Consider the following 14,070-nt stretch of genomic DNA (forward strand, 5'->3'; position numbering starts at 1 on the left):
CATCGGAGGCCCTGCGCAAGGTCTGGGAGGCGATCCGGGGCAGCGGCATGCGGCTCGCCGCCGACGGCAACCGGGCCTGGACCACCCGCGACGCGCTGCGCATCAGCCGCGAATGTCCCGACATCCCCTTCGTCATGGAGCAACCCTGCGCCACGCTGGACGACCTTCGCAAGATCCGCCCGTTGTGCCGCCATGCCCTCTATCTCGACGAGAACGGCACCAGTCTCGACATCGCGATCATGGCCGCCGGAACCGGGCTCGTGGACGGGTTCGGCATGAAGATCACCCGTATCGGCGGGCTGCACCCGATGCGGGCCTTCCGCGATCTGTGCGCCGCGCGCAACCTGCCGCATACCTGCGACGACGCTTGGGGCGGCGACATCATCGCCGCGGCCTGCACCCATATGGCGTCCACCGTCGCGCCCGACCGCCAGGAGCGCGTGGCTGGCCGCGCCGTATATCGAGGGCCACTACGACCCGGAGAACGGCATCACGATTGATCGCGGCCACATCGCCCGGCCCACCGGCCCCGGACTTGGCATCACACCCGACGAAACCTGCTTGGGGGCACCGATCCATTCGGCCTGAAGCGCAAGGATGACGCTCGAAGTGGCTCGGGGCGTTGACTGCCACCGAATATATCGGCTCGGGCCGGTTCGGCACGGGTTCGGGCTCAAGTTCGGGGTAACCTGCGCAGCGGGGGCATCGTTCCCGTCGTTCGCACCGGACAGCAGCAGGAGGCCGCGCGCGTCTCACTCGTCGCGCGCGGACCATTCCTTGTAACGCAGCACGGCATTGGCGCCGATCTGCTGGAACGGCTGCGGCGGCAGCCGTTTCGGACGCGCCTCCGCCGTGAAATGCCGGGTGATGTCGCTCGCCATGCCGCAGGCAAGCTCGGCCGCGCCGATCCCCGTCAGCGTGCCGCGCGTGGTCCCGAGCCCGTTCTGGACGCAGCCCGAATAGAGACCGTCATCGAGCCTGCGCATCACCGAGACGCCGTTGAGCGTAAGGCACAGATGCCCGGCCCAGGCATGTTCCATCTTCATGCCGGCAAGCTGCGGAAACCGGCTGTCGAACTTCTTTTGCATGATCCGCGCCGCCCGGGCGACATGGCCGGGACCGATCCTGCGGCCCGGTGCCAGCGTCGCGCAGGTCCGGGTGACGATCCGGTTGCCCCCCTGCCCGGTGTCGATGCGCCGCACGGTCGTGCCCATCGGGTCGGATGGCGTGATGCCCCAGCGGTTCCGCCCTCCGAGCCGCGTCAGCGCATCGCGGTCCAGCTCCGGTGTCATCACCGCGTAGAGAAAGAGCTGCATCAGTCGGCCCCTTTCGAAGCCGAAGCTTTCGAGATGGCCGTTGACGGTCAGGATCACCCGACCGGCGCTGATCCGCCCGCCTGGCGTCTCCACCCGCCACGCATCGCTCTCGCGCGTGAGCGCCGTCACCGGGCTCGTCTCGTGCAGGCGCACGCCCTCGCGGACGAGACCCGCGGCGAGACCGCGGATATAGCCCGCGGGCTGCAGCATCACCGTGCCGGGCGTGTAGAGACCGGAGCGGTAGTGCCCCGACCCTGTCAGGGCCTTCATCGCTTGCCGGTCGAGCAGCTCGCAGCTTTCGCCCAGCGAAGCGAGATGGGCCGCGTAGCTTTCGTTATGGGCATGCGCCGCATCGCTGGCCGCGCCGTTCAGCTTGCCGGCACGGTCGAAGTAGTTGGCGTTGATCTGATACTCCGCGACCGCCGCATCGGCAAAGCCGATGGCCTGTCGGTTCAAGGCGATCACGGTCCTGTCGTCGCCGGCGCCGCGTAGTCGTCCGACGTCAGCTCATGCGGCAGGTCGATCATGAAACCCGAGTTGCGCCCCGCCGAGCTTTCGGCGATGCGCTCCGCCTCGAGCACGATGATGCGCGCCCCAGGTTCGATCTGCCGCGCCCGACGCGCCGCCGAAAGACCGGCAAAGCCCGCGCCGACGATCACGATGTCGGCCGTGCACGCGCCCTCCAACGGCGCATGCACGGGCGCGGGGCCGAGAAGCAGGTTCCAGGCCGCCGGCCCCGGAAGCGCCGGAAGTCGGTTGACCCGGAGGTGCTTCAATTCACCGCCTCGTTCGCATCATCCGACAGATCGATCCAGATGGTCTTGATCTGGGTATACTGATCATGGGCATGGATGCCGTTGTCGCGACCGCCGAAGCCACTCGACTTGAACCCGCCGAAGGGCGTCGAGATGTCGCCTTCGCCAAAGCTGTTGACCGTGACCGTGCCCGCGCGAATCGTCCTCGCGCCGCGGATCGCCCGCTTGACGTTGGCGGTGAAGATCGAGGCGGCCAATCCGTATTCGGTGTCGTTGGCCAAGGCGATGGCCTCGTCGAAGCCGTCGACGGTAAGCACCGACAGCACGGGGCCGAAGATTTCCTCGCGCGCCTGCGGTGCATCGCGCGCGACCTCGATCACCGTCGGCTCGACGAAGCCGCCCTCGGCCCTGCCGCCGATCAGGATCCTGGCGCCCTTTTCGAGATAGGAGGCGACCTTGTCGAAATGCGCCGTCGAGACCAGCGCCCCGACCCGGTTCGCCGGATCGAGCGGATCCCCCATCGGCCATTCACGGACATGCGCCGCGATCCGCTCGAGAAGCGCGTCCTTGACGCCCTTCTCGACGATCAGCCGCGATGCCGCCGAACAGTTCTCGCCCATGTTCCAGAACGCGCCATTCACCACATGCGCGGCGACCCGGTCGAGGTTCTCGGCGTCATCGAGCACCACGGCGGGGTTCTTGCCGCCCATTTCGAGCGTCACCTCCTTGAGGTTCGACTCGGCCGCGTAGCGCAGGAAGCGGCGACCGGTCTCGGTCGAACCGGTGAAGCTCAGCGCATCGACATCCATGTGCCGGCCCAGCGGCTCGCCCACCTCCGGCCCCGATCCGGGCAGCACGTTGAGAACGCCCGCCGGAAGCCCCGCCTCCATCGCCAGTTCGGCCAGCCGCAGCGCGGTGAGAGAGGTCTCCTCGGCCGGCTTGACGATCACCGAGCAGCCGGCGGCCAGCGCCGGGCCGATCTTCCATGCCAGCATCAGCAGCGGGAAATTCCACGGCAGCACGAGCCCCACCACGCCGACCGGCTCGCGCACCACCATGGCGAGGTGATCGTCCGAGGCCGGGGCGACCTGATCATAGATCTTGTCGATCAGCTCGGCGTGCCATGTCAGGCAGTGGATCGTCTCGGGGACATCGACCGTCTCGCAATCATAGATCGTCTTGCCGGAATCGAGGCTCTCCATCACCGCAAGTTCGCGGGCGTTGCGCTTGAGCAGCTTAGCGAGCCGGATCAGCACCTCCTTGCGATCGCCGGGATGCAGGCGCGACCAGCGGCCGTCCTCGAACGACTCGCGCGCCTTCTCGACCGCGAAATCCACATCCTCGGCGCCGCAGGCCGTCACCCTGGCCAGCACCGCGCCCGTCGCCGGGTTCAGGCTGTCGAAGGTGCTGCCCGATTTGGCCGGGCGGAAGCCGCCATCGACGAAGGCTTGGGTCGGCAGCGTCAGCGCCGCCGCGATGGCCTTGTATTCCTCGGTCGTCAAAAGATCGCTCATTCCGCTGCCTCCGCATGAGATCCGGCCTCGATCGCGGCCATGGTACGTTTCAGCACGCGCACCACCTGTTCGAGCTGCCGCTTGTCATCCTTGTCGAGCGGCCTGAGCGGCGGGCGCGGCGGCCCGGCATGTTGGCCCATCATTTCGCAGCCATGCTTGACGCATTGAATGAACTTGCCGCCTTGTTCGAGCACACGCATCAAGGGCATCATCGCCGACATGATCCGTCGCCCCTTCTCGAAATCCCCCTCGACCGCGCAGGCGCGCCACAGCGCGATATGCTCCTCGGGCAGAAAATTCGATCCGGCGCAGACCCAGCTCCGCGCGCCCCAGGCAAAGAATTCGAGCGCCTGATCGTCCATGCCGCAGGACAGCTGGATGTGCGGATAGTCGCGGGCGAGCAGATGCACCCGGTTGATGTCGCCCGAGCTTTCCTTGATGGCGCAGACATTGCGGCTGCGCCCGACCCGGTCGAGGAACTCCTCGCCCATGTCGATGCCCATCCGGCCGGGATAGTTGTAGAGCATGATCGGCAGATCGGCGGCCCGGTCGATGGTCAGCGCGTTCAGCGCGTTCTCGCGCTCGGTCGGCACCGAATAGGGCGGCGATCCGACCAGAATCGCATCGGCGCCGATTTGGGCGGCGTGTTCGGCCATGGCGATCGAATCCGGCAGGCGGATCGCCACCGTGCCGACCATCAGCGCCACCCGGTCGCCGATCACGTCCTTCACGAAGCTGGCGGTCTCGCGGCGCTCATCGAGGCTTTGGGCATAGTATTCGCCCGTGGAGCCGCCATTGATCAGCCCATGCACGCCCGCTGCGATCAGATGTTCGATCTGCGCAGCCAAGGCGTCGTGATCGATGCCGCCATCGGACCGGTGCGGCGTGATGACCGGCGTATAGATGCCTTCGAACTTCATGAGGCTCCTTTCTGGCGCTGTTCGCCTGGCGCGTGGCCGAGCGGGATGCGCATTCCATCTGGGGTGACAAAGCTTTCGATCTCGGCCCGCGACAGCTCCCAGTGATCGATGGCGAGCTGGCCGCAGGCCTCGACGTCGCCCTTCTCGATCAGTTCGATGAACCGGTCGTGCTGATCCGCCGCGACGGAGCGCTGCTGGGCCATCGCGTGGTTGCGCGGGTTGTAGAAGGACATGCCGATCCGCGTATGGTCGATCAGCAGGCGCCGCAGGCTCGGGCTCAGGAATTCGTTGTCGGCCATTTCGCCGATGATCGCGTGGAAACGCTCGTTCATCATGGCGCGCTCGGCGGTGTCACCCTCGCGGATCGAGCGTCGAAACAGGGTCTGCGCATCCTTGAGGCGCATGATCTGGCCCTCGGTGGCATGCTCGGCGGCAAGGCGGGACACGGCCGCGTAGATCATCGGCGCGGCCATGAAGAAGTTGCGCATGGTCTTGTGCGTCATCGGCGCGACCTGCGCGCCGCGGTTCTTGTGCAGGACGAGATAGCCCTCGCCGGCCAGCTGGTTCAGCACCTCGCGCAAGGGCGGCCGCGAGATCTCGTATGATTCCGCCAGCTCGACCTCCTCGAGATAGCTGCCGGGCTCGAAATCCTGCGTCAGGATGCGCCGCCGCAGGTCTTCGACGCACCGGACTTTCCTGCTGATCGGTCTTTCACTCATGATTCTGCCTCCGAAATGACCAACGCGCAGTCAGGGATGGGACAACGTTCTTCATATCTTGTGTAGTCTCATAAAATACAACTTGTCTACAATATAGCTTCATGTAGTTTGAATTCGAGGGAGGACGTCATGATCCATAAATCCGATGACCCGGTCATCCGCTGCGATGGCGTGTGGAAGATCTTCGGCGCCCGCGCGTCGGAGGCGTTGGACGCCGTCAGATCAAAGGGGCTGTCAAAGGAGGAGATCCGCGACCGCTACGACTGTGTCGTCGGGGTCTGCGACGCCAGCTTCGATGTCGGCCGCGGTGAGATCTTCTGCATCATGGGCCTGTCGGGCTCGGGCAAATCGACGCTGATCCGACACATCAACCGGCTGATCGAACCGACCGCCGGCTCGATCTACATCGAGGGTCAGGACGTCAACGCCCTCTCGGCGCGAGAGCTGCGCCGGACCCGGGCCGAAAAAATCGGCATGGTGTTCCAGAACATGGCCTTGATGCCGCACCGCACCGTGCTCGAGAACGTCGCCTTCAGCCAGGAGGTGCGCGGTCACGACGTCCGCGAGCGCACCCAGACCGCGCTGCGCGCGATCCGCGCGGTCGAGCTGAACGGCTGGGAGGACAAGTATCCCGACGAGCTGTCGGGCGGCATGCAACAGCGTGTGGGGCTGGCTCGCGCCATCGCCGCCGATCCGGCGATCCTCTTGATGGACGAGCCCTTCTCGGCGCTCGACCCGCTGATCCGCCGCCAGCTTCAGGACAAGTTCATGTCACTCTCGGCCGAGATGAAGAAGACCACGCTGTTCATCACCCATGATCTCGACGAGGCGATCCGCATCGGCGACCGCATCGCGATCATGAAGGACGGGGTGCTGGTGCAGATCGGCACGCCCGAGGACATCGTGACCAACCCCGCCGACGATTATGTCGCCGATTTCGTGGCCGGGATCTCCAAGCTCGATCTGATCTCGGCGGGCAAGATCATGGAACCGATCGACGCCTATACCCGGCGCGACGGGCCGATCGACTTCGACGCCTGGCCCGAGGCCCACCCGAACCAGTCGCTCGACCAGCTGGTCGATCTGTCGATCGCCACGCAGCATCCCATCGTGGTCAAACTCGACGGCAGGCCGCTCGGCGTGGTGACCAAGAACGCCCTGCTGCGTGGCATCAAGGGCGACACCGCCCCTGCTGCCAGCGCCGCCTGAACGAGGACCCGATCATGGACGAAGACACGACCTTCAACATTCTCGACCCATTCTCCTCGATCGATCTCGGCATCGCCGACAGCGCCGGCGGGATCAAGCAATGGGCCATCGCCAACCGTGACCTGATCCAGCCGATCAAGGCGGTGTTCAACGACATCGTCACCGCCATCGACGGCGCGCTCAATGCCGTGCCGCCGCTGGTCATGCTGGCGCTGATCACGCTGATCGCCTGGCAGGCGGCCGGGCGGCGCACCGCGATCCTGGTCGGCCTTTGCCTCTTCGCCCTGGGCCTTCTCGATCCCAACGCCTGGTCGCTCGCGATGACCACGCTGGCCATCGTGATCTCGGCGGTGACGGCCTGCTTCGTGATCGGCCTGCCACTGGGCATCCTCGCCGCCAAGAGCGACGGCTTCGAGCGGCTGCTGCGGCCGGTTCTCGATCTGATGCAGACCATTCCGGCCTTCGTCTATCTCGTGCCGGTGGTGATGCTGGTGGGCATCGGCAACGTCTCGGGTGTGATCGTGACGATCGTCTTCGCGCTGCCGCCGCTGATCCGCCTGACCTCGCTCGGCATCCGTGGCGTGAACCCTTCGGTGGTCGAGGCCGCGCGCGCCTTCGGCGCGAGCCCGCGCCAGATCCTCCTCAAGGTGGAGCTGCCCCTCGCCACGCCGACCATCCTCGCGGGGGTGAACCAGACGATCATGCTGTCGCTCTCGATGGTGGTCATCGCCTCGATGATCTCGGTCAAGGGCCTGGGCAACGAGGTGCTGCGCGCCATGGGCCGCCTCGATGCCGGCAAGGCGATCGTCGGGGGCCTGGGAATCGTGATCCTCGCGGTCGTGCTCGACCGGATCTCGCAGGGCATGGGGCAGTCGGGCCGCGAACGCGGGCAGCGTCACTGGTGGCAGAGCGGTCCCGTCGGTCTCGCATGGCGACTGACCCGCGCCAGGAACGAGACGACCCCGCCGGTTTCGGCGGCGCCCCGAACAGAAGTCCAGTCGAACTGAACGCAACAGGGAAGTCCACACATGTTCAACCGTGCAAGCAAGATCCTCGCCACCCTCGCCGCGACGACCGCCCTCGCCGGCACCGCTACGGCGCAGGAGATGCCGGGCGAAGGCGTCACCGTCCGCCCGGTGGTCGGCCTGATCGCCGAAGAATATTTCCAAAGCCGCATCCTGTTCCAGGCGCTCGCGGATCTCGGCTACGAGGTGGCCGAGCCCCTGGAGACCGAGATCCAGACCGCGCATCTGGCCGTGGGCACCGGCGACGCCGATTTCTACCCGATCCACTGGGGCACGCTGCATCAGCCTTCTTCGAGGAGTCCGGCGGCGAGGATGTCCTCGAGCGTGTCGGTCCTTTCGTCGAAGGCATGGTGCAGGGCTATCTGATCGACAAGGCGTCCTATGAGGCGGGCGTGACCGATATCGCCGATCTGCAGGATTCCGAGGTCGCGGCCCGGTTCGACGGCGACGGCGACGGCATGGCCGATCTGGCGGGCTGCGTCCCCGGCTGGGGCTGCGAGCGCATCATCGAGCACCACATGACCGAATACGGTCTGCGCGACACCGTCACCCACAACCAGGGCGCCTATAACGCGCTCATGGCCGACACCATCGCCCGCCACGGCAACGGCGATCCGATCCTCTATTTCACCTGGACCCCCTACTGGGTCTCCGGGACGCTGGTTCCGGGCGAGGACGTGGAATGGCTGAGCGTGCCCTACACCTCGCTTCCCGACGGGGTCGAGGCGAACACCGAATACAATGGCATGAACATCGGCTTCAGCCGGATGAGATGTTCGTTCTGGCCTCGGACGCCTTCCTCGATGAGAACCCCGCGGCGGCGGCGCTGTTCGAGGCGGCGAAGCTCGACGTGAACGACATCTCGGCCCAGAACAAGCTGATGACCGAAGGCGAAGACAGCTCCGAGGACATCGACACCCATGTCGCGGCCTGGATCGAAGAGCATCGGGCGGAATATGACAGCTGGCTCGAAGCGGCCCGCGCCGCAGCCCGATAAGACAGGCCATGCCGCGGGGCCCGAGCGCCGCGCGGCATGTCACCCGTGGGCTTTGGCATCATGACAGCCACGCAACACGTCATCTTCGCCCTGGTCGAGGATTTCACCCATGTCGCTTTCGCCTGCGCGGTCGATCCGCTGCGGATCGCGAACCTGATCTCGGGACGACCGCTCTATCGCTGGACCTATGCCTCGCTTGACGGCGTCACGGCCCGGAGTTCGGACGACACCTGCGTTCAGGTCCAGCACCGCTTCGACAGCCTGCCCGATTGCGATCGCCTCTTCGTGCTGTCTGGCATCAACATGCAGACCGGCGATCACCCCGAACTGCTCGCGGCGCTGAGGCGGATGGATCGCTTCAAAGAGACCCGGATCGGCGCGCTGTGCTCGGGCAGCTGGATCCTTGCGCGGGGCGGCTTCCTCAACGGCCGGGAGGCCGCCATCCACTGGGAGTATCACGACGGCTTCATCGAGGAATTTCCGGAGGTGAACCTGCTTCGCAACGTCTTCGTCGCCGATGCGCGGCATCCCACCGCTTCGGGCGGCACCGCCACCGCCGACCTCATGCTGCACCTGATCTCGGAAGATCACGGGCATGAGCTGTCGGTCGCGGTGGCCGACCAGATGGTCTACAACGCCGTCCGCGAAGCCACCGCCGCCCAGAAGGTCTCGCTCCAGTCCCGAAACGGCATGCGAAACCGGCATCTTTCGGCCGCGATCCTGCGGATGAAGGGCAGCATGGACCAGCCGGTGTCGCCGACCCTCATCGCGAAGGAGCTCGGAATCTCGGCGCGGCAGCTGGAGCGTCTCTTCGGCAAATATCTCAATACGTCGCCCAAGAAATACTACATGGAGATGCGCCTCGAGCGGGCGCGCCACCTTCTCGTTCAGACCGAAATGTCGATCATCGATGTCGCCGTGGCCTGCGGGTTCGAAAGCCCGGGCCATTTCTCGCGTGTCTACCGCACCGCCTTCGGCGTCACGCCGATGATGCAACGCCACCGCCTGGCCTAGACGCGAACAGGATGCGGCAGACGTCCCGCCGCATCTGGGTCGGGACGCGGCGCGCTCAGCCCATCCGCTCGGAGGCGAAGGCGCCGGGCGAGGCCGGAAAGATCACCGTCTTGCCGCGGTTGAGAAAGGTCCGGCGGTCGGCATGGGCGTGGATCGCGCGCGACAGCACCTGCGCCTCGACGTCGCGACCAAGCGCCACGAAGTCCTCGGCGCTCTGCGCATGGGTGACGCGCACCGTGTCCTGCTCAACGATCGGCCCCTCGTCGAGATCGGCGGTCACGTAATGCGCCGTCGCCCCGATCAGCTTCACGCCGCGCGCATGCGCCTGCTTGTAGGGCACGGCCCCCTTGAACGAGGGCAGGAAGGAATGGTGGATGTTGATGATCCGCCCCGCCATATGCGCGCACAGCCCGTCCGAGAGCACCTGCATGTAACGTGCGAGAACCACCAGATCGGCCCCCGCCTCCTCGACGACCGCGAGCTGGCGCGCTTCGGCGGCGGTCTTGGTCTCGGGCGTGACGGGGATGTGGTGGAACGGCAGGCCGTGGCCCGTCACCGTCGCCTCGTAGTCCGGGTGGTTCGAGATCACGCCGACGATCTCGACGGGCAGCGCCCCGATCCGCCAGCGGTAGAGCAGGTCGTTCAGGCAATGGCCGAACTTCGAGACCATGATGACGAGCCGGGTCTTGGCGGCGCCGTCATGCACCTCGAGCGACAGACCGGTGTCCGGAACGATACGGTCGAGCGCGGCCTGCAGGTCACGAAGGGTCGTCCCGGTTTCGCAGCGCACCACCATGCGCAGGAAGAACCGCCCCGTTTCCTCGTCGTTGAACTGGGCGCAATCGAGGATGTTGCAACCCTGCTCGGTCATGCAGCCCGAAACGGCCGAGATGAGGCCACGGCGGGTCGGACCGGCTCCGGTGATGATCAATTGGGTCATGGTCTCAGCACTCCGGCAGGTTGACGGCGATGCCGCCGGTGGATGTTTCCTTGTACTTCGTGCTCATGTCGCGGCCGGTCTCCAGCATCACCTTGATGCAGTTGTCGAGCGGCATGAAATGCGTGCCGTCGCCGCGCAGCGCCAGCGCCGCCGCCGAGACCGCCTTGATCGCGCCAAGCGCGTTGCGCTCGATGCAGGGCACCTGCACGAGACCGCCCGCCGGATCGCAGGTCATGCCCAAGTGATGCTCGAGCGCGATCTCGGCCGCGTTCTCGATCTGCGCGTTGGTCCCGCCCATCGCCGCCGCGAGCCCCGCCGCCGCCATCGCCGCCGCCGAGCCGACCTCGCCCTGGCAGCCCACTTCCGCCCCCGAAATCGAGGCGTTGGTCTTGATGATCCCGCCGATCGCAGCGGCGGTGAGAAGGAAGTCGCGGCGTCGCGCGTCGCTCACCCCGTCGCAATGATCGAGCCAGTAGCGCAGCACCGCCGGCACCGTGCCCGCCGCCCCGTTGGTCGGCGCGGTGACGACGCGGCCGCCGGCGGCGTTCTCCTCGTTCACCGCCATGGCATAGACGCTCATCCATTCGTTCGCGACATGCGGCGCCGGGCGGTTGCTTTGCCGTTCGGCCATTAGGGCCGCGTGGATCGCCCTCGCCCGCCGCTTCACCTTGAGGCCGCCGGGCAGGACGCCCTCCTGTGACAGCCCCCGGTCGATGCAGGCGTTCATCGTCTCCGACAGCGCGTCGAGCTGCGCATCGAGGGCCGCCGTGCCGCGCGCCGCCTCGTTGGCGCGCTTCATCGCCGCGATGGTCAGGCCCGACCGCGCGCCCATCTCCAGCATCTCGCGCGCGGTGCGAAACGGATAGGGGACATGCGACGGCTCGGCTGCGTCATCCGGCGCGTCGCGCGCGGCCACCATCTCGGCCTCGGTCTGCACGAAACCGCCGCCGACCGAGTAATAGGTGGTGGTCAGGAACGGGTTCCCAAGCCGGTCGAAGGCGCGAAAGATCATGCCGTTGGCATGAAGCGGCAGCGCCGGGCCGTAATCGAACGCCAGATCGGCCTCGGGATCGAAGCCGAGCGGCGGCAGGCCCTCATGCCGCAGCACCCGGCTCTCGCGCAGCCCTGCGATCATCGCCTCGGCGGCCTCGGGGTCGAGGGTTTCGGGGCGCTGTCCCAAAAGCCCGAGGATCACCGCGCGGTCGGTGGCGTGGCCCTTGCCGGTGAAGGCGAGGCTGCCATGCAGCGACACCCGGATCGAGGCCACCTCGCCCGCGCCGGGGATGCGCTCGGCCCCGCCGCGCAGATCGTCGAGAAACCGCGCGGCGGCGACCATCGGCCCCATCGTGTGCGACGAGGACGGCCCGATGCCGCGCTTGAAGATCTCGAACACCGAAACGAACATCCGGATTCCTCCCGAATGGGGGCCAAGGTCGCGGCCCGGCAAGACGCCGATGCCGGGCGGCTCAGAACCCGGCGGCGATCTCCGCGCGCCCGGTTTCCAGAAGCGCGCGGACATGCGGCGCGAAGCTGCGCCAGACATCGAGGCGAAAGGCGTCCTCGCCGTCGCGCCACAGCACCACCTGCGCGGTGTCGAACACCGTGCGCATAGCCCGCCCCGTGGCCAGCCGGTCGAGATCGCGCGGGCAGGCGATGGTGAGAAGCTCCCGCGCCGCCGGGCCGCTGACGGCATAACTGATCTCGCGGTCCGAGATCTCGACCAGCGCGTGCGGCGCGGACGCATAGGCCGCCGCCCCGGCCTCGACGATGGCGTCGCGCTCGGCTTCGGGCGCGTGGATCAGCCATTCGTCCGGGCCGAGGCACAGCGCCGTGCGGTCGCCGGCCCGCGCGTCCGACCGACCGCGCCAGGCAGCTCGAGCCCGAGCGCCCGGCCCAGCGTCGCCGCGTTCGCGCCGCGCACCTGAGCGAGAACCGCGCCACCGGGGCCAGTTCCTCGATCCGCAGAGGCCCGGCGGCATCGGCGGTCGTGTCGGTCTCCCGGAAATCATGCGTCTGGTGGGTCATGTCCTGCCCTTTCACAGCTTCAGCCGGTCGCCATCGGGATCGTAGAAGGCGGTCGAGGTGATCTTGGCCCGCACCACGCCGTCCGGCATCGGCACATGCACCGTCTCGCCCTCACGCTCGTGCCCGCCCTCGATCAGCGCCATGGCGATGGAGCGGCCCAGCGTGGCGCTATGATAGGACGAGGTGACGTGCCCCACCATCTTCATCGGCAGGGGCTGATCGGGGTCGAGCACGATCTGCGCGCCCTCCTCCAGCTTCACCTTGCCGTCCTCGGTCATGAGGCCAACGAGCTGGCGGCGTCCCTTCGCCACGAGGTCGGGCCGCGCGAGGCTGCGCTTGCCGACGAAATCGGGCTTCTTCTTGCCGATCGCCCAGCCGAGATTCGCGTCCTCGGGGGCCACCGTGCCGTCGGTGTCCTGCCCGATGATGATGAAGCCCTTTTCGGCACGCAACACATGCATCGCCTCGGTGCCATAGGCGCAGATGTCGTGGGGCGCGCCGGCCTGTATCAGCGCCTCCCACAGCGCCAGCCCATGCCTTGCAGGCACGTTGATCTCAAAGCCCAACTCGCCGGTGAAGCTCAGCCGGAACAGGCGCGCCGGAAACCCCGCCACCCGGCACTCGGCCACCGACATGTGCGGCATCGCCTCGGCCGAGATGTCGACGCCCTCGACCAGCCCTTCGAGCACCTTTCGCGCGTTCGGACCGTTGAGCGCCACGGTCGCCCATTGCTCAGTGGTGGAGGTGAGCCAGACGTCGAGATCGGGCCACTCGGTCTGGAGGTAATCCTCCATCATGTTCAGCACCCGCGGCGCGCCGCCCGTGGTGGTGGTGACGTGGAACAGGTCATTCGACAGCCGCCCGATCACCCCGTCATCGCGGATATAGCCGTCCTCACCCAACAGCACGCCATAGCGGCAGCGCCCCGGCGCGAGCTTGGTCCACGGGTTGGTGTACATCCGGTTCATGAATTCGACCGCGTCGGGCCCCGCCACCTCGATCTTGCCCAGCGTCGAGGCGTCGAAGATGCCGGCCGAGGCACGGGTCGCGAGGCATTCGCGCGCCACCGCCGCCTCCATGTCCTCGCCCGCCTGCGGAAAATACCATGCCCGCCGCCAGAGCGAGACCGGCTCGAACACCGCGCCATTCGCCTCGGCCCAAGGGTCGATCGGCGTGCGCCGCGTCACCTCGAAGGTGGCGCCCCGGTGATAGCCCGCAAACGCGCCGAAGGTCGTCGGCGTATAGGGCGGGCGGAAGGTCGTCAGCCCGACCTCGGGCGGGGGTTTGCCCACCGCGTCGGCGGCGATCATCAACCCGTTGATGTTCGACATCTTGCCCTGATCGGTCGCCATGCCGTTGGTGGTGTAGCGTTTGACATGCTCGATCGAGCGCATGCCCTCGCGCACCGCGAGGCGGATGTCCTTGGCCGTCACGTCGTTCTGGAAATCGATGAAGGCGCGCACGCGGGACGAGCGGCGGTCGGTGGGCAACTCCTTGTGGCTTTCGCCCGTCCCGGCCCGGTCCTGCGCCACGGCAATATCCGACGCCTGCGCCTCCTTACCCAGTGCCCGCGCCGCCTCGGCCCCACCGCCGCGCCGTCCGACAGCCGCCGCCGCCATAACCCAGACGCCGCGCC

Annotated in this window: 16 protein-coding genes; 7 read left to right on the top strand and 9 right to left on the bottom strand. The window is 67.1% G+C overall.

What is annotated here, in order from left to right:
- Nucleotides 1–500: enolase C-terminal domain-like protein (locus tag MBELCI_RS15970; RefSeq protein ID WP_305068696.1), on the top strand; the 500-nt coding region annotated here is incomplete at its 5' end.
- A 252-nt stretch (nt 501–752) separates the two neighbouring features.
- Here MBELCI_RS15970 and MBELCI_RS15975 read toward each other — a convergent pair.
- Genes MBELCI_RS15975 through MBELCI_RS15990 form a run of 5 tightly spaced genes read right to left on the bottom strand, consistent with a single transcriptional unit; the run spans nt 753 to nt 5,224 of the window.
- Nucleotides 753–1,781 carry an NAD(P)/FAD-dependent oxidoreductase gene (locus MBELCI_RS15975; RefSeq protein WP_369385475.1) on the bottom strand — a complete coding sequence of 343 codons (1,029 nt, stop codon included), beginning with the start codon at nt 1,779–1,781 and terminating at the stop codon, nt 753–755.
- Nucleotides 1,778–2,092 (bottom strand): FAD-dependent oxidoreductase, encoded by a 315-nt coding sequence (locus MBELCI_RS22760; RefSeq protein WP_369385476.1) that lies wholly within the window; start codon nt 2,090–2,092, stop codon nt 1,778–1,780. Before MBELCI_RS22760 ends, MBELCI_RS15975 begins: the two co-directional genes overlap by 4 nt.
- Nucleotides 2,089–3,585 carry an aldehyde dehydrogenase gene (locus MBELCI_RS15980; RefSeq protein WP_045320341.1) on the bottom strand — a complete coding sequence of 499 codons (1,497 nt, stop codon included), beginning with the start codon at nt 3,583–3,585 and terminating at the stop codon, nt 2,089–2,091. The genes MBELCI_RS22760 and MBELCI_RS15980 overlap by 4 nt, the downstream gene beginning before the upstream one ends.
- The gene (locus tag MBELCI_RS15985; RefSeq protein ID WP_021695281.1) at nt 3,582–4,505 is read right to left on the bottom strand and encodes a dihydrodipicolinate synthase family protein; all 924 of its coding nucleotides are present in this window, start codon (nt 4,503–4,505) and stop codon (nt 3,582–3,584) included. Before MBELCI_RS15985 ends, MBELCI_RS15980 begins: the two co-directional genes overlap by 4 nt.
- A complete protein-coding gene (locus MBELCI_RS15990) occupies nt 4,502–5,224 on the bottom strand; it encodes a GntR family transcriptional regulator (protein WP_021695282.1) in 723 nt (240 codons plus the stop codon). The genes MBELCI_RS15985 and MBELCI_RS15990 overlap by 4 nt, the downstream gene beginning before the upstream one ends.
- Nucleotides 5,225–5,353: 129 nt before the next feature.
- Here MBELCI_RS15990 and MBELCI_RS15995 point away from each other — a divergent pair, with 129 nt between their 5' ends.
- Genes MBELCI_RS15995 through MBELCI_RS16010 form a run of 6 tightly spaced genes read left to right on the top strand, consistent with a single transcriptional unit; the run spans nt 5,354 to nt 9,469 of the window.
- The gene (locus tag MBELCI_RS15995) at nt 5,354–6,433 is read left to right on the top strand and encodes a quaternary amine ABC transporter ATP-binding protein (RefSeq protein WP_021695283.1); all 1,080 of its coding nucleotides are present in this window, start codon (nt 5,354–5,356) and stop codon (nt 6,431–6,433) included.
- A gap of 14 nt (nt 6,434–6,447) precedes the next feature.
- Nucleotides 6,448–7,440, top strand: coding sequence for an ABC transporter permease (locus tag MBELCI_RS16000; protein WP_021695284.1), 993 nt, complete (start codon nt 6,448–6,450; stop codon nt 7,438–7,440).
- Nucleotides 7,441–7,461: 21 nt separating this feature from the next.
- On the top strand, nt 7,462–7,824 hold the full coding sequence (locus tag MBELCI_RS21975; RefSeq protein ID WP_021695285.1) for a type 2 periplasmic-binding domain-containing protein: 363 nt from the start codon (nt 7,462–7,464) through the stop codon (nt 7,822–7,824).
- Nucleotides 7,725–8,312, top strand: coding sequence for a glycine betaine/L-proline ABC transporter substrate-binding protein ProX (proX, locus tag MBELCI_RS16005; protein ID WP_268744202.1), 588 nt, complete (start codon nt 7,725–7,727; stop codon nt 8,310–8,312). The genes MBELCI_RS21975 and proX overlap by 100 nt, the downstream gene beginning before the upstream one ends.
- Nucleotides 8,231–8,455 carry a glycine betaine ABC transporter substrate-binding protein gene (locus MBELCI_RS22385; protein WP_268744201.1) on the top strand — a complete coding sequence of 75 codons (225 nt, stop codon included), beginning with the start codon at nt 8,231–8,233 and terminating at the stop codon, nt 8,453–8,455. The genes proX and MBELCI_RS22385 overlap by 82 nt, the downstream gene beginning before the upstream one ends.
- Before the next feature lie 60 nt (nt 8,456–8,515).
- The gene (locus MBELCI_RS16010) at nt 8,516–9,469 is read left to right on the top strand and encodes a GlxA family transcriptional regulator (RefSeq protein WP_045320342.1); all 954 of its coding nucleotides are present in this window, start codon (nt 8,516–8,518) and stop codon (nt 9,467–9,469) included.
- Nucleotides 9,470–9,524: 55 nt separating this feature from the next.
- On the opposite strand, the gene purU is transcribed toward MBELCI_RS16010, so the two are convergent.
- The 4 genes from purU to MBELCI_RS16030 all read right to left on the bottom strand — a co-directional run.
- Entirely contained in the window at nt 9,525–10,409 is an 885-nt protein-coding gene (gene purU / locus MBELCI_RS16015) for a formyltetrahydrofolate deformylase (protein ID WP_021695289.1), read from the bottom strand.
- Nucleotides 10,410–10,413: 4 nt separating this feature from the next.
- A complete protein-coding gene (locus tag MBELCI_RS16020; RefSeq protein ID WP_021695290.1) occupies nt 10,414–11,814 on the bottom strand; it encodes an L-serine ammonia-lyase in 1,401 nt (466 codons plus the stop codon).
- A gap of 61 nt (nt 11,815–11,875) precedes the next feature.
- Nucleotides 11,876–12,388 carry a sarcosine oxidase subunit gamma gene (locus MBELCI_RS16025; RefSeq protein WP_021695291.1) on the bottom strand — a complete coding sequence of 171 codons (513 nt, stop codon included), beginning with the start codon at nt 12,386–12,388 and terminating at the stop codon, nt 11,876–11,878.
- Nucleotides 12,389–12,445: 57 nt separating this feature from the next.
- Nucleotides 12,446–14,070 (bottom strand): glycine cleavage T C-terminal barrel domain-containing protein (locus tag MBELCI_RS16030; protein WP_045320343.1); only part of this gene is annotated, 1,625 nt, incomplete at its 5' end.

Source organism: Limimaricola cinnabarinus LL-001 (genome assembly GCF_000466965.1).
In the GTDB taxonomy this organism is placed as follows: domain Bacteria; phylum Pseudomonadota; class Alphaproteobacteria; order Rhodobacterales; family Rhodobacteraceae; genus Limimaricola; species Limimaricola cinnabarinus.